This window comes from Roseovarius conchicola (genome assembly GCF_041403425.1).
Lineage (GTDB): Bacteria > Pseudomonadota > Alphaproteobacteria > Rhodobacterales > Rhodobacteraceae > Roseovarius > Roseovarius conchicola.
In genome coordinates this window covers 75,962-91,910 of the sequence record NZ_JBGEHK010000011.1, presented here as the reverse complement: position 1 = coordinate 91,910, position 15,949 = coordinate 75,962, and the positions used below count along the sequence as shown (strand labels likewise).

At 58.5% G+C, this 15,949-nt stretch carries 12 protein-coding genes; all 12 read left to right on the top strand.

What is annotated here, in order from left to right; all coding sequences use genetic code 11:
* The first annotated feature begins 316 nt into the window (after positions 1 to 316).
* The gene (locus V6N02_RS20745) at positions 317 to 1,744 is read left to right on the top strand and encodes an aldehyde dehydrogenase family protein (RefSeq protein WP_371229093.1); all 1,428 of its coding nucleotides are present in this window, start codon (positions 317 to 319) and stop codon (positions 1,742 to 1,744) included.
* A gap of 3 nt (positions 1,745 to 1,747) precedes the next feature.
* Complete coding sequence (locus V6N02_RS20740; protein WP_371229090.1) at positions 1,748 to 3,157, top strand: FAD-binding oxidoreductase; 1,410 nt, start codon at positions 1,748 to 1,750, stop codon at positions 3,155 to 3,157.
* A 291-nt stretch (positions 3,158 to 3,448) separates the two neighbouring features.
* Entirely contained in the window at positions 3,449 to 4,186 is a 738-nt protein-coding gene (locus tag V6N02_RS20735) for an SDR family oxidoreductase (RefSeq protein WP_371229087.1), read from the top strand.
* Position 4,187: 1 nt separating this feature from the next.
* Complete coding sequence (locus V6N02_RS20730) at positions 4,188 to 4,937, top strand: SDR family NAD(P)-dependent oxidoreductase (RefSeq protein WP_371229084.1); 750 nt, start codon at positions 4,188 to 4,190, stop codon at positions 4,935 to 4,937.
* A gap of 158 nt (positions 4,938 to 5,095) precedes the next feature.
* On the top strand, positions 5,096 to 6,766 hold the full coding sequence (locus V6N02_RS20725) for a thiamine pyrophosphate-binding protein (protein WP_371229081.1): 1,671 nt from the start codon (positions 5,096 to 5,098) through the stop codon (positions 6,764 to 6,766).
* On the top strand, positions 6,763 to 8,850 hold the full coding sequence (locus tag V6N02_RS20720; protein ID WP_371229078.1) for a hydantoinase/oxoprolinase family protein: 2,088 nt from the start codon (positions 6,763 to 6,765) through the stop codon (positions 8,848 to 8,850). Before V6N02_RS20725 ends, V6N02_RS20720 begins: the two co-directional genes overlap by 4 nt.
* A 3-nt stretch (positions 8,851 to 8,853) precedes the next feature.
* Positions 8,854 to 10,473, top strand: coding sequence for a hydantoinase B/oxoprolinase family protein (locus V6N02_RS20715; RefSeq protein ID WP_371229075.1), 1,620 nt, complete (start codon positions 8,854 to 8,856; stop codon positions 10,471 to 10,473).
* On the top strand, positions 10,470 to 11,675 hold the full coding sequence (locus V6N02_RS20710; protein WP_371229072.1) for a pyridoxal phosphate-dependent aminotransferase: 1,206 nt from the start codon (positions 10,470 to 10,472) through the stop codon (positions 11,673 to 11,675). The genes V6N02_RS20715 and V6N02_RS20710 overlap by 4 nt, the downstream gene beginning before the upstream one ends.
* An 8-nt stretch (positions 11,676 to 11,683) precedes the next feature.
* Positions 11,684 to 12,499: an NAD-dependent epimerase/dehydratase family protein gene (locus tag V6N02_RS20705; RefSeq protein ID WP_371229069.1), complete on the top strand. Its 816-nt coding sequence runs from the start codon at positions 11,684 to 11,686 to the stop codon at positions 12,497 to 12,499.
* Positions 12,499 to 13,701 carry an NAD(P)/FAD-dependent oxidoreductase gene (locus tag V6N02_RS20700; protein ID WP_371229067.1) on the top strand — a complete coding sequence of 401 codons (1,203 nt, stop codon included), beginning with the start codon at positions 12,499 to 12,501 and terminating at the stop codon, positions 13,699 to 13,701. Before V6N02_RS20705 ends, V6N02_RS20700 begins: the two co-directional genes overlap by 1 nt.
* A gap of 13 nt (positions 13,702 to 13,714) precedes the next feature.
* Positions 13,715 to 14,632 (top strand): LysR substrate-binding domain-containing protein, encoded by a 918-nt coding sequence (locus V6N02_RS20695; protein ID WP_371229064.1) that lies wholly within the window; start codon positions 13,715 to 13,717, stop codon positions 14,630 to 14,632.
* A 256-nt stretch (positions 14,633 to 14,888) separates the two neighbouring features.
* Complete coding sequence (gene dctP, locus V6N02_RS20690) at positions 14,889 to 15,887, top strand: TRAP transporter substrate-binding protein DctP (protein WP_371229061.1); 999 nt, start codon at positions 14,889 to 14,891, stop codon at positions 15,885 to 15,887.
* The last annotated feature ends 62 nt before the right edge of the window (positions 15,888 to 15,949 follow it).

The window sequence follows — 15,949 nt, the reverse complement described above, 5'->3', positions numbered from 1 at the left end:
ATTCATAACAAACAACCAGGTGTGAAGGGCGAGATCCAGTTCATCAGTCAACTGTTCGGAGCCGCATGATACGCAGGGCAAACTCAGTAGTTTTGACTCAAGTAAATTAACGCAACAGTCCCGTTCGGAAACGCGTAATATTGCCGCTTTGTTCTGCAGTGAGCAGTTTCATGACGTCAGGCCAGCATCATTTTCAGTGGAGACTTTCGGCAATTCCAATTCAGAAGAATTTATTTTCCATCACCAGAATTTCTTGCACACTTTCATGCTGCGATTGCCTCATAGTTTGGGGGAATCCCGGTCGCAGGAGCTGAAAATGACCAAGTTGAACCTAATCGGCGGCGAATGGGTGGCGACCCAATCCCAATCCGACAACCGAAGCCCCGCAAATCCGGACGACCAGATAGGGCTTTTCGCCAGGGGAGATGCCCAAACGGTAGACCGAGCCGTTGATGCTGCCGCGCAAGCTTTTTCGGGCTGGGCCGCATCTTCTCCGCAATACCGCGCCGATATTCTGGATCGCGTCGGCGCTGTAATCTTGTCCCGCAGCGCCGAGATTGGACGTATTCTGGCGCGCGAAGAGGGAAAGACCCTGGCCGAGGCAACGGGCGAAGCAGTGCGCGCCGGGCAGTTGTTCAAGTTCTATGCAGGTGAAGCCGTTCGACTGGCCGGTGATGCGATTGCCTCGATCCGTGACGGCGTTGATGTCGAGGTCACGCGCGAACCATTGGGTGTCATCGGTCTGATTACACCCTGGAACTTTCCAATCGCAATCCCTGCGTGGAAAGCGGCGCCAGCGTTGGCCTTTGGCAATACGGTGGTGATGAAACCGGCAGAACAAACGCCAGCCTCGGCGCACCTGATGGCTGAAATCCTGCAAGAAGCCGGCTGCCCGCCGGGCGTGTTCAATCTGGCCATGGGGCCGGGGTCGGTGATCGGAAGCGCGCTGGTTGATCACAAGGATGTGGCCGCAATCTCCTTCACAGGCTCCGAAGGTGTGGGCCAGCGTATTGCCGAAGGGTGCGCACGTCATCGCAAGAAGTTGCAGATGGAGATGGGCGGCAAGAACCCGATGGTGGTGATGGGCGATGCTGATCTGGATGTGGCGGTTGGTGCTTGCATCAACGGTGCCTTCTATTCGACCGGACAGCGTTGTACTGCTTCGTCCCGGCTGATCGTGGAAGAGAGCATTCACGATGAATTTGTCGAGCGCATGCAATCCACCATGAGCAAGCTTGTGTTGGGCGACCCGCTGGACGCGGCAACACAGATCGGGCCGGTGTCATCCGAGAGCCAGCTGCGTGGCAATCTTGGTTATGTGGACCTGGCACGCAAGGAAGGGGTCGAGGTGATTGGCGGCGGGCATATGGATCGTCCTGGCTATTTTCAGGCCCCTGCATTGTTCGTGAATGCAACCAACGACATGCGATCGAGCCGCGAAGAGATTTTTGGCCCCTGCGCAAGTGTGATCAAAGCCAGCGATTTTGAACACGCAGTTGCGCTGGCGAATGACACCGAGTTCGGGTTGAGTTCCGGCATCTGCACCAGTTCGCTGCGCTATGCGCGTGAATTCAAGCGCCGTTCTGAGGCGGGAATGGTGATGGTCAACCTGCCGACTGCAGGGGTGGATTACCACGTGCCATTCGGCGGGCGCAAAGGCTCGTCATTTGGATCCCGCGAGCAAGGGAGATACGCGGTGGAATTCTACACCTCGGTCAAGACCGTATATACATTTGCGGGGTAAGGTATGGCGCTGGACCAAGAGCTTGCTACACTGCTGGGGCCGAAAGGCTGGCTGACGGACGATCTTGAATCCTATCAGACGGATTGGCTGAAAATGCACGCGCACCGACCCTTGGGCGTTGCGCGTCCGGCCAACACGGCAGAAGTCGCCGAGGTGATGCGGCGCGCCCATGCTGCGGGCGTTCCGGTGACACCTCAGGGCGGCAATACCAGCCTATGCGCAGGGGCGGTGCCGGGGGCAGCGGGGCATATCATTCTGTCACTCTCGCGCATGAACAGGATTGAACCGGTTGATCCGCTGGCGTTTTCGGTCACGGTTGAGGCCGGGGCAATTCTGGCTTCAGTGCATAAGGCGGTTGAGGATCAAAACCTGATTTTTCCCATGCATCTGGGGGCCGAAGGCAGCGCGCAGATTGGCGGGCTGATTGCCACCAATGCGGGGGGCAGCCATGCGCTTCGTTATGGCATGATGCAGGATCTTGTTTTGGGGCTTGAGGTCGTGACGGCGGACGGGCGCATCTGGAACGGGTTGCGGCCCCTGCTCAAGGACAATGCGGGGTATCAACTGCGCCGCTTGTTCTGCGGGTCCGAAGGTACGTTGGGCGTTGTGACACGCGCCGCGCTCCGCCTGTACCCCGCGCCTGTCTCGCGCGCGACGGCCCTGCTGGCGGTTCAGGATTTCGAGACACTGGTCCGTCTGGGTGCGGCATTGCGCCGGGATCTGGGCGAGTTCATCTCGGCACTGGAGTTCTTCTGCGACACCGGGCTAGAGATGTTGCTGAGAAATGTCTCGGGGGCGGCGTATCCGCTGACCGAACGTACGCCCGCCTATGCGTTGGTGGAATTGTCGACCTCGGCCCACGGCATTGACCTTTCAGCCATGCTGGAAGAGGCACTTGGGACAGCGTTAGAGGCCGGTTTGGTCGTAGATGGCGCGGTTGCGGCCAATGAGGCCCAAAGAGGTACGATGTGGCATCTGCGCGAAGAAATGCCCGAAGGTCAGCGGCTGGAAAATGCACAGATCAAGCATGATATTTCGGTGCCCGTGGCAAGTCTGGGCCAATTCATTGATGAGACCATTCCAAAGCTGGAGGCGATCCTACCGGGTGTCAGATCGAACCCGTTCGGGCATCTTGGCGACGGGAACATCCACTTCAATCTGTCGCCACCATCCGGGTTGTCCGATTTCGGAGAGAGCAAAGCGGCGCTTTCGCTGTGCCTGTATCGTGCGGCCGAAGCGGCGGGGGGGAGTTTTGCGGCGGAGCATGGATTGGGCAGATCAAAGATAACCTATGCGGATCAATTACGTAGCCCGGAAGAACGACATCTCATGGGCACCCTCAGGGCCGCGATGGACCCGAAGGGGATATTGAATCCAGGCGTCATTGTCCGGGAAAACCCCTCGCAAGAATAACTTTTCTATTCGCGGAAATTCTTGTTTTCGCTTCCTCGCGAAGTAGCCTCAAGCTTGGGTATTCCGTATGCAGGCGAGAACCTCACGCATCCAGACTTCGGCAATCAATCGGGAAGGGCCTCATGTCTTTCATTGCGAACTCCAAGTCCCACACGACCGTGTCAGCCCAAGGGCGCGTGTTTGATTTGTCTTATCCTGATGCCGGCAATCGCGGACCTTTTGTTGCACTTGCTTTCCGCAGCCCCGCGCGAACAGCATGATCAAAGGAGGTTTACAGGAGGTGGTCACGTCATGATCAAAAGAACTCATACTGCTTTGGTGGCCGGTGCAACAAGTGGCATCGGCAAGGCCATCACCTTTGCGCTGGCCGGTGCGGGTCATCAGGTTATCGCTTTGGGGCGCAGTTCGGCTACGCTTGAACAGATGCAGGCAACGAAAGGGGTCCACCCGTTGGCGCTGGACCTCACCGACCGTGAGGCTCTGGTAACAGCGCTGGATGGGGAAGACATTGATGTGCTGGTCAACAATGCGGGTGTCATTCCACCGATTGTCGGCTTTGACCAGATGGACCAGTCCGATATCGACACCACGCTTGAGGTGAACCTGAGTGCGGCCATTGCGACCACCCGCCTGATCCTGCCCGGGATGATGGCGCGGGGCCGAGGGCATGTGTTTTTTACCGGCTCCACTGCGGGTCAGGCGCCTTTTCCGAATATGGCGGTATATGGGGCCTCCAAGGCGGCGATTTCGAGTTTTGCCGCCGCCTTGCGCTGCGACATTTCCGGGTCCGGTGTCCGCGTGACCGAGATTGTCGCAGGTCGGGTCGAAACCAACCTCTATAATGACATTCTGACCGACCGTCTGCGGGCCGACATGTACGCGGCCTTTGACGCAGTGCAACCCGATGACGTTGCACAGATGCTGTTGTCGGTCCTGCAAATGCCACCCCATGTGGATGTGACACGATTTGATATTCTGCCCACTGCCCAGTTTGTCGGCGGCGGGGGCTTTGCCAAGAAGGAAAACTGACATGGACGGATTGTCTGTTGTTGTCGTGGGTGGCGGCACAGGTCTGGGGCTGCTGCTGGCGGATATGGCTGTTGAAAACGGTGCTGCCGGGGTTGGCATCATTGATGTGAATGGTGACGCGGCTGATGCCGCGCTTGCGTCGGCCCGTGCGGCAGGGCTGAAAACGGCCTCGGCTGGCGGGGACATCCGCACCGCCGATGCCGCTCATGCGGCCTTTGCACAAGTGGCACAGCAACTGGGCCGCGTGGATACGGTGATCAATTCTGCCGCGATCTACCCGCGCAAGCCGATGCTTGAGATCACGGATGCGGATTGGGATGCTTCAAACGCGGTCAATATCAAGGGCACATTCCACATCTGCGTGGCGGCCATCAAACAGTTCCGCGCGCAGGACACGGAGGACGTGGTGAAGGGGCGGATCGTCAACATCACATCGGTGGACGCCTTCAAGGCGCATCCGCAGAACGCGCATTATGCCGCGACCAAGGCCGCGGTGGTCAGCCTGACCAAGAGCTTCGCGCATGAGGTTGCCCCGGACAACATTCTGGTCAATTCCGTGGCACCCGCGGGCATGGCAACGGACAAGGCGCGCGAGGCTGGCTTCCTGGGGGAACTGGCGGCGGCCAGCCCGTTGGGTCGCGGCGGTGAGCCGCGCGAGATGGCTGAATGGGTCATGATGGCCGGCGGCGCCAGGAACACTTATATGACCGGCGAAAACATCATTGTTTCAGGTGGGTACATCTACGCGTGAGGGTCAGCGTCTGATCCGCACAATCCAGTCGGGTTGTGGCGGATCAGACGCTGCCTGGATGCAGTTTTTCTTGCCAATCACAAGATTTTCTGCACCGACAAACCGCACCATGCGATGCTAATCTCAGGCGAAAACCGGTTTCAGAGGGCTCGGCGAACATGACGGAACGAAACGGCGGACAGATCCTTGTTGAATGCTTGCAGGCGCTCGGTGCCCAGCACAGCTTTGGCGTACCCGGGGAAAGCTACCTGGCGGTACTGGATGCGTTGCATGACACCCGGGGCGCTCTGGACTTCACGCTGTGCCGGAACGAAGGTGGCGCAGCCTTCATGGCGGCAGCCTATGGCAAGCTGACAGGACAGCCGGGTTTGTGCTTTGTGACCCGAGGCCCGGGTGCCACCAATGCCTCGATCGGGGTGCATACGGCGATGCAGGACAGCGCACCGATGATCCTCTTTGTCGGTCAGGTCGGCACCGACATGAAAGGCCGCGAGGCGTTTCAGGAGGTGGACTATCGCGCCTATTTCGGCCCGGTCGCCAAATGGGCCACCGAGATCGACAATATTGACCGTATCCCCGAGATCATCGCCCGCGCCTGGAGCACCGCAAGGACCGGTCGCCCCGGGCCGGTTGTCGTGGCCTTGCCGGAGGATATGCTGACCGAGACATCCACGGTTCCCGCTCTCGCCGGTCCGATGTCGGTCGAAGAGCCCGCGCCCTCTTCCAGCGCCGTAACGGCGGTCCTTTCGGCATTTGAACAGGCCAAACGCCCGCTGATCCTGATGGGTGGCGGCGGTTGGGGCCGCGACGGCAGTGCTGCGTTGCAACGTTTTGCCGAAAGCTCGGACGTGCCGGTTCTGGCCGCGTTCCGGTTTCAGGATATTTATGACAACCACTCTGACAGCTACGTGGGCGATGCCGGTGTCGGCATGACACCCGCGACCAAATCCCTGATCAAGGCTGCCGATCTGATCCTTGCCATCGGTGTTCGGTTTGGCGAAATGACGACTGACGGCTATACACTGCTTAATGTGCCGCAGCCAACGCAAAAGCTGATCCATGTCCACGTTTCAGACCGAGAACTGGGCAAGGTCTATATTCCGGACTTGGGCATTCAGGCCGGACCCAACGCCTTTGCCTCCGCATTGGCGGGACATACTGCAAGGGGGCAGTGGGCCGACTGGCGCGCAGATGCACGCGTCGGTTACGAGGCCGCATTCGACCTGCCGGACCTGCCCAGCCCGGTGGATATGGGTAAGGTCACGGCCTATCTGCGCGACCGCCTGCCTGCGGATGTTGTGCTGACCAACGGTGCGGGCAATTTCACCGTCTGGCCCAACAAGTTCTTCAAATTCGGCCCCGGCCAACGCTTGCTGGCCCCGCAATCGGGTGCGATGGGATACGGCGTGCCTGCATCCATTGCCGCCAAGGTCGCGCATCCTGAGCGCACGGTCGTCTGCTTTGCCGGGGACGGTGATTTCCAGATGAACTGTCAGGAGCTTGGCACCGCCATGCAGGCCGGGGCGCAGCCGATCATCCTGATCCTGAACAATGGAATTTACGGCACCATCCGGATGCACCAGGAAAAAACCTATCCCGAGCGTGTGTCCGGAACGACGCTTGAAAACCCGGATTTCGTGGCGCTTGCCAAAGCTTATGGCTATCACGCCGAACGGGTGGAAAAGACCGAAGATTTCGAGGCCGCGTTCGAACGTGCCATGGCCTCACAATCTGGTGCGGTTCTGGAACTCAATATTTCTCCCGAGGCCCTGACACCGCGCCAGACCCTCAGCCAGATGCGTGACGCCGCAAAAGGAGCCCAGGCATGACAACGCAGGACATTCGCCTGGGTGCCGATATCGGCGGCACCTTCACCGACGTCGCGCTGGACGTGCGCGGCGACCTCTATTCGACCAAGGTGCTGACCAATTATACGGCCCCCGAACAGGCCATTCTGGACGGAATCGCCATTGTCGTAGAACAAGCGGGGATCAGTTTTTCTGATCTGGATATCATCATCCACGGCACTACGCTGGCCACCAATGCTCTGATCGAACGGCGCGGGGCCAGGACGGCGCTCGTGACCACCGAAGGGTTCCGCGATGTCATTGAAATGCGGACGGAAAACCGGTTTGAGCAATATGACCTGAACATTAAACTGCCCGCGCCCCTGATCCCGCGTCAGGACCGTTTCCCGGTCGCGGGCCGGATTGATGCACAGGGCAATGAACTTCAGCCGCTGGATGAAGCCCGGCTTGAAGCACTGGCGGACGAAATTCGCGAAGGCGGCTTTGGCGCCGTGGCAATTGGCTTTATCCACTCTTACCAGAACCCGGCACATGAAGAACGTGCACGGGAAATTCTGGAAGCAAAACTGCCCGGTCTACCGATCTCGATCAGTGCCGAGGTCAGCCCGCAGATGCGGGAATTCGAACGGTTCAACACGGTGTGCGCCAACGCCTATGTGCGCCCTCAGATGGAAGATTATCTGACGCGGCTGCAATCCCGCCTGAAAGAGCAGGGTGCAAACTGCCCGGTCTTTATGATCCATTCAGGCGGTGGCCTGATTTCGGTGGAAACGGCCAGTGAATTTCCCGTTCGACTGGTTGAATCCGGCCCGGCCGGCGGCGCGATCTTTGCAGCTGATGTGGCGGCGCGCTTTGGTCTGGAAAAAGTCGTCAGCTATGACATGGGTGGGACCACAGCCAAGATCTGCCTGATCGAGGATTTCGAACCACAAACCGCGCGCACGTTTGAGGTCGCCCGCACCTATCGTTTCTGCAAAGGGTCCGGCATGCCGATTTCGATCCCTGTGATCGAGATGATCGAGATCGGTGCCGGTGGCGGTTCAATTGCCTGGGTCGACTCTATGGGACGCATCCAGACGGGACCTGAAAGCGCGGCCTCGGAACCGGGCCCGGCGTGCTACAATCGCGGTGGTGATCATCCTGCGATTACAGACGCCGATGTCATGCTGGGCAAGATCGACCCGGATAACTTTGCCGGTGGGGCGATCAAACTGTCGAAAGATGCATCGAGCACGGCAATTGCCAGGGATGTGGGCGACAAGCTGTCACTTGATCCACTGGAGGCTGCCTTTGGCATTGTCGAGGTTGTGGACGAGAACATGGCCAACGCAGCCCGTGTTCATGCGGTTGAGAACGGCAAGAACATTTCGGACAACGTGATGATCGCATTTGGCGGTGCCGCCCCGCTACACGCCGCGCGCCTGTGTGAAAAGCTGGGCGTTGATCAGTGCCTGATCCCGCCCGGCGCGGGTGTCGGGTCGGCCATTGGATTCCTGAAAGCGCCGTTTGGATACGAAGCGTTGGCCTCGCGCCTTGTGCGTCTTTCGGAATTTGACGTGGATGCGGTGAACGCCATGCTGACTGATCTGCGCGAAACCGCAGAAGGGTTCGTGCGCGCCGGGACCGATGGTGAAATCAAACGCGAAATCGTGGCTTTCATGCGCTATCAGGGGCAAGGTTGGGAAATTCCGGTCGCGATCCCGGATCGGGTCCTTGGTGCCGATGATGTCGCCCTGATCCGTGATCGGTTCCGTGAAAACTATGCCCGGTTCTTTGGCCGCGCCATCGACGGGCTGGACGGGCTGGAGATCGAAATTGTCACCTGGTCGATGAAAGCCAGTGATATACGACCGTTGCCACAGCGCCAGGACATGCTGACGGACGGAAAAATGTCCACCGGTGCAGCGACACGCCCGGTCTTTGATCCCAGCAGCGACGGGTTGCAGGACAGTCGCATTGTCGAACGTGACACCTTGTCGCCGGGCGATCGGATCGAAGGCCCCGCCGTGATCGTCGAGCGTGAAACCTCAACCGTTGTCACCTCGCCGTTTGATGCTGTTTTGCAGGGCGACGGTACCATTCTTCTCATTCGGAAGGAGGCCTGAGCCATGGCCGGACTTACAGAAATCCGCATGCAGGTGATGTGGAACCGCCTGATCTCGGTGGTCGAGGAACAGGCGTTGACACTGCTGCGCACCGCCTTTTCAACCTCGGTGCGCGAGGCGGGCGACCTGTCCGCAGGCGTCTTTACACCCGACGGTCTGATGCTGGCGCAGGCTGTGACCGGCACCCCGGGACACGTCAACACAATGGCCGAAGCGGTGTTGAATTTCCTGGCCGAGATACCGGGCGATGAAATGTACGAGGGTGACTGCTATGTCACCAACGACCCGTGGAAGGGCACGGGGCATCTGCATGACATCACCATGGTCGCGCCTTCGTTCAAGGATGGCAAACTGGTCGCCTTTTTCGCCTGTACCGCGCATGTCGTCGATGTGGGTGGCCGGGGTTTCGGGGCCGATGGAAAGTCGGTCTACGAGGAAGGTATCCTGATCCCGATCATGAAATTCGCCGAGCGCGGCGAGGTAAACCGTGACCTGATCAACATCCTGCGCAACAATGTGCGCGAGGCCAATCAGGTGGTGGGGGATTTCTATTCCCTGGCGGCCTGTAACGAAGTGGGTCACCGCCGATTGATCGATATGATGTCGGAAACCGGTATGGCCAGTCTGGATGATCTGGGCGCCTTCATTTTCGACCGCTCCCGCGCGGCCACGCTTGAGCGGATTGCAGGTCTGCCGAGAGGCCATTGGCAAAACGAGATGACGGTCGACGGTTATGACGTGCCAGTCAAACTCGCGACCACCGTTTCGGTCCGGGACGGCGAGGTGAATGTGGATTTCACCGGGACCGATGGACAAAGCAACTGGGGCATCAACTGCCCGCTGATCTATTCCAAGGCCTATGCCTGCTATGCGGTCAAATGCGTGGTGGCCCCTGATATCCCCAACAACTCTGCGTCGCTGGAGCCATTCACGGTCTCATCCCCCACCAACATCCTGAATGCAGAGCGGCCCGCGCCGGTGTCTCTTCGCCATGTCATGGGTCATATGGTGCCTGATCTGGTGCTGGGGGCAATGGCCAAGGCCCTTCCCGGGCAGATCATGGCCGAAGGGGCTGCAGCGCTTTGGAACATTCATATCTCTGCTCGTCCCTCAGCAGGTGGTCAGGGCCGCAGGTCTGAAATTTTGATGTTCAACTCCGGCGGCACCGGCGCACGTCCTGAACTGGATGGTTTGGGCGCGACAGCATTCCCATCGGGTGTTCACACGATGCCGATTGAGGCGACCGAGCACACCGGCCCCATCATCGTCTGGCGCAAGGAACTGCGCCCCGACAGCGGCGGCGCAGGAAAGCTGCGCGGTGGATTGGGGCAGATTATCGAAATTGCTCCGGCCGAGGGGCACGAGTTCGACTTTTCCGCCATGTTTGACCGCGTGAACCACCCCGCCCGGGGACGTGACGGCGGCGAGGATGGCGCGCCCGGCGTGGTGGAACTGTGCGATGGCACTCAACTGCGCCCGAAAGGCTGGCAACATGTCCCTGCCGGGAAGCGCCTTATCCTGAAAGCGCCCGGTGGTGGTGGGTTTGGCCCTGCATCCGAACGCGACGAAGAGGCAAACGCTGATGATCGCCTCAAGGGGTACGTGGCCGGAGAAGAAACATGACCAAAATCGCCACGCGCCTTTCCGTCGTTAAACCCTCTGCTTCGATGGCTGTTAGTCAGGCTGCCAAAGATCTGGCTGCCACAGGTGTCGATGTTTGCAATCTGGGGCTGGGAGAGCCGGATTTTGCCGCCCCGGCCCATGTGACCGAGGCTGCATTCGAGGCAGCGCAGCGCGAACGGATGCTTTACACGGCGGCTTTGGGGTCTCCCGATTGCCGCCGCTCTGTCGCCGCGAAATTCAAGCGTGAAAACGGGTTGGACTATGCCATTGACGAGATCGCGGTGGCCAACGGAGCCAAGCAGATCATTTTCAACGCGCTGATGGCCACGGTCGAAGACGGCGATGAGCTGATCCTGCCCGCACCCTACTTCGTCTCGTACCCGGAAATGGCAAAACTGTTCGGCGGTGTGCCGGTGACCCCGGCGTGCCCCGCCGAAGCCGGCTTTCGTCTGACGCCCGAGCTTCTGGAAGACGCCATTACCGACAAAACGCGCTGGCTGTTTTTGAACATGCCCGGCAACCCATCGGGTGCCGTCTATACCCTTGAGCAGTTGCAAGCCCTTGGCGCGGTTCTGGAGCGGTATCCGCAAGTGATGATCCTGTCCGATGAAATCTATGAACATATCGTCTTTGACGGACGCGAATTTGTGTCCTTTGGCGCCGCCTGCCCGCAGCTCCGTGTTCGGACCCTGATTGTCAACGGTGTCTCCAAGGCCTATGCCATGACAGGCTGGCGGGTGGGTTACGCCGCTGGGCCGCCCGACCTGATCAAGGCGATGTCCACGGTGCAAAGCCAATCCTGCACTTCGGTTTGCACACCTGCGCAGATCGCCACCCAGGCCGCGCTTGACGGTCCGCAAGATGACGTGGCCCGGTTCCGGGAGGCCTTCGAGCGCCGCCGGGATCTGGTTGTCGAAGCCATTGCCAGCATTGAGGGGCTGACGCTCGACCCACCGGAAGGGGCGTTTTACGCTTATATCGGCTGCGCGGCGCTGATCGGGGCTAAAACACCCGCAGGCGACGTTCTGTCGGATGACATTGCCGTCACGCAATACCTTCTGGATGATGGCCATGTGGCAGCGGTTCCGGGCACGGCCTACGGTCTGTCGCCGTTCTTCCGCATCTCGACAGCCACATCCGACGAAGAATTGAACAAAGCCATGAGCCGCATCGCCAATGCGGTGGGCAAACTGAAACGCTGAGAAAAACAATGACAAAACCTTTTGACAGAATCCTGATCACCGGGGCTGCGGGCCGCCTTGGCACTGAACTGCGCAAGGGACTGGCCCATCTTGCAACCCATGTGCGGATTTCCGACCGGGTGGAAATGGCCGATATGCAGCCACATGAAGAAGCCGTGGTTTGCGAGCTGGGCGATTACGACGCCGCCATGGCGCTGACCAAAGACGTTGACGCCATTGTGCATTTCGGCGGCGCACCGCTGGAGGTCGATTTCGAGACCATCCTCGATAGCAATATCCGCGGCTCCTACCACATCTACGAAGGGGCCCGGAAAAACGGGGTCAAACGCGTCATCTACGCGTCTTCGGTTCACGCCATCGGCTATCACGAAGTCGAAGCCCAGATCGACGCCGACAGCCCCGTGCGACCTGACAGCCTCTATGGCGTGTCCAAGAACTTTGTCGAGAGCCTCAGCCGCCTTTATTGGGACAAGTTCGGCATCGAAAGCCTGTGCCTGCGCATCTTCTCGTCCTTCCCGGAACCGGCAGATCGGCGCATGCTGTGGAGCTGGCTGTCGTTCTCGGATTGTGTCCTCTATGTCGAACGTGGCCTGACGGCACCGCGCGTGGGTCACACCATCGGGTTCGGCATTTCGGACAATCGGCTCAAGGTCGTGGATGACAGCAAGGCAGGCCATATCGGTTTCCATCCGTTGGACAATACCGAACCCTATCGCGAGGCGATGGAGGCAAAGACAGATACCCCCGATCCGAAAGCGCCCGGTGTCAAATTCCTGGGTGGCTGGTTCTGCGACTTGGGTCATCCGGATGATGAGGCAAAGTGATGCGCGACAGCTATGACGTGGTAATAATCGGTGGTGCCGTCATAGGCTCGGCGGTTGCTTATTTCCTGACCGCGAACCCGGATTTTGGCGGATCTGTTCTGATCGTTGAACGGGATCCCACGTTCGAGCATGCCTCAACGTCGTTAAGTTCCAGCGCCATTCGCAACCAGTTTTCAAACCCGATCAACGTGCAAATCGGCCAGTTCGGCACCAGGTTCATTCGGGAGTTTTCCGAGACGATGGAGGTGGACGGGGACAAGCCCGACCTCCACTTCCACGAGGGCGGTTACCTGTTTCTGGCCTCATCCGATGCACAGGTACAGATTTTGCGCGAAAACCACGAGGTGCAGAAATCGCTTGGCGCGGATGTCGTTCTGTGGGAGCCGGACCAGATCAAACACGCCTTTCCCCATCTGAAGGTGGATGATCTGCAACTGGCAAGTTATGGCCAGTCTGGCGAGGGGTGGTTTTCCAACACCGGTCTTATGAACGGGTTTCGGAAGAAAGCCAGGGCGCAGGGCGCCGTTTACCTGATCGACGAAGTTGTTGACATCAACCGCGAAGGCGATCGCATTACCGGTGTCGTCCTGAAAACCGGCCAGACGATCACCTGTGGGACCCTGGTTAATGCGTCCGGTCCCCGCGCGGCTCAAACTGCTGCAATGGCGGGATTGAGCGTTCCGGTTGAACCGCGTAAACGGTCGCTTTTCATATTCGACTGCGCCAAGACGCCAGAAGGCACGGCAACCGTCAACAAGGGGCGTCTGCCCTTGATGATTGATCCTTCCGGCACTTTCTGTCGTCCTGAAGGGAAATTCTTCCTGTCCGGAACTGTACCGTCCGTGGACCCGGCAGTTGCCTGGGACGACTTCGAGGTGCGCCATGATGAGTTTGAACGCATCTGGATGGATCTGGCAGAGCGATCAGAAGCGTTTGAGGCTATCAAGCTGATCAACTTCTGGGCCGGGCACTATGCGTTCAATACACTGGATCACAACGTGATCGCCGGGCCGCATAATGAGGTGTCGAATTTCATCTTTGCCAATGGCTTTTCCGGTCATGGCTTGCAGCAATCGCCTGCCATAGGACGCGGCGTGTCCGAATGGATCACCTATGGCGCATTTCGAACACTTGATTTGCATGAAATCGGGTATGAAAGGGTTGTACGCAACGAACCGTTTCTGGAAAAGGCGGTGATCTGATTCAAGGAATCCCATGAGCCCGAACCGCTTCAAGCTTCCGCCATTGAATGCTCTCAAGGCCTTTCACGCGGCAGCGCGCCACGGCTCAATCAGGGGCGCGGCTGATGAGTTGCTGGTCACGCCCCAGGCCGTGAGCCAGCAGATCAAACTGTTGGAAGACACGTTGCAAATCCGCTTGTTCGAACGGCGGGGCAGATCCATCGAACCGACCGAGGCTGCCGTCCTGCTGGCCCGCTACGTCGAGGCGGGTTTTGAGGAACTGGCCGAAGGTGTGCGTCGTGTGACCACCAAGAAATACCGGGATCGGATAACCCTGAATGTTTCGCCCTATTTCGCGACCCGTTACCTGTTGCCACGACTGGAGAACTTTCGGGAATCCGTGCCGCAATCCGATCTGCGCATGACCACCATGGTCGAGATGCCGGACTTCAAACGCGATGATATCGATATCGCTGTGCAATGGGGGTTTGGCGAATGGGGTGATCTGGACGCAGAACTGCTGATCAAGGATCACAAAGTCATTTGCTGTACGCCGGAACTGGCGGTGCAGATCCGGTCCCTACAAGATCTCACGCGTCAGCGATTGCTAAATCCGTTGCTGCAAAACACCCTTTGGCTGGACGCATTGAGGTATTTAGGGGTTTCTCAACCGGACATTTCATCAGAGCTGGCCTTCCATGACGCCGCCACCATGCGCCGCGCGACACTGTCGGGCATGGGCGTCGGTCTGATCTCCCGGCTTGACGCGAAACGCGACATCCGCGCAGGCGATCTGGTTGCGCCCCTTGGCGAAGACCTGTTGCTGGATATGCCGAACGAACAGGTGCCGGGCTTTTATCTGGTTCTTCCCCGTGCGCACCGGCGCGTCAACGGGATCGAAAATTTCTGTGATTGGATCACCCGGCAAACCTGGAGGGAGCCCGAAGTATGATCGCGGTAATTTCGGCAATCATCACTGGCGCAGCTTCGGTGATCGGGGCCGCTACAGCATTGCAGCTGGCCAAACCGAGGGCGCGATTTGCCCTGCATGGACTCCGGTCGGTTGACCGTCCGGAGGGTGTTATCAGAATAAGCCTACGTTGATTGTTCAGAATTTCAAATGGTTCGGAAGAAATACTTGATTGCGGATTGGAGCGTCTGTGCGCTCACTTTCTGGACCCAAACTCAACAGGAATTATTCAATGTCTATGAAAAAAATGATCCGCGCCTTGGCGGTCGGAGCGACTGCAACATGCTTTGCGATGCCAGCGTTTGCAGAAGATATCACACTGCGTTTTGCAGGCGTGTTCCCAATTGACCATCAGGGTACAAAAATGATGGAGCAGGTCGCCGCAGACGTCGCAGCGGCGAACGTCGGCCTGAAGATCGACACGTTCCCTGCCAACCAATTGGGATCCGGCGAAGCGCTGTTCGAAGACGTGGCACGTGGCAACATCGATCTCGCTGCGGCCTTCATCTACGCGGACACAGACCCCCGGTTAGAATTCTTGTCCATGCCATTCCTTGTTAACAACTGGGATGACATGGAGAACACCATGCTGAACATGGATTCCGAGTTCAACACTATCTTGCAGGAAATCACCGACGAATACGGCGTCAGGGTGATTTCGCAGAACCCGGAAGGTCTCGTCGGCATCGTCGCCACGAAGGAACCGGAGAACTGGAACACTTTCGAAGACAAAGGGATGAATATCCGCGTCTGGTCTTCCCAGGCCATCAAGGCAATGGTCGAAGCGGTTGGATATCAGGCAACAACGATGGCATGGGGTGACATCTTCCCGGCCATTCAGTCAGGGATCGTTGATGGTGCAATTTGTTGTACCAAGACCGCGACCTATTCGATCTTTGCACAGTCGGACGTTGGTACGCATTTCATCGAGTATAATTCAGTCTCTGAATTGACCACCTTCTACGCGTCTCAGCGTTCGCTCGACAAGCTGAATGACGAACAGCGTGCCGCATTGGAAGCCGCGATGACCAAAGCGTCCGCTGAGTTCTTTGCCTACAACCGTGAGAACGATGCCTTGTTCGCACAGAAACTGGAAGACAAGGGCTACACCATCCTGGCCCTCAACGCTGAGGATCAAGCTGCCATGGCCGCTCATATTCAGGAAAAAATCTGGCCGCTCATGGCGGAAAGCGTTGGACAGGATATCATTGACCGTCTTTTGGCCGCCAAGAACTAATTTCCCGAAAATCAGATCGGGCTGGCCCAAGCGGCCGGCCCTTTTTGCATCCAAAAAATTAC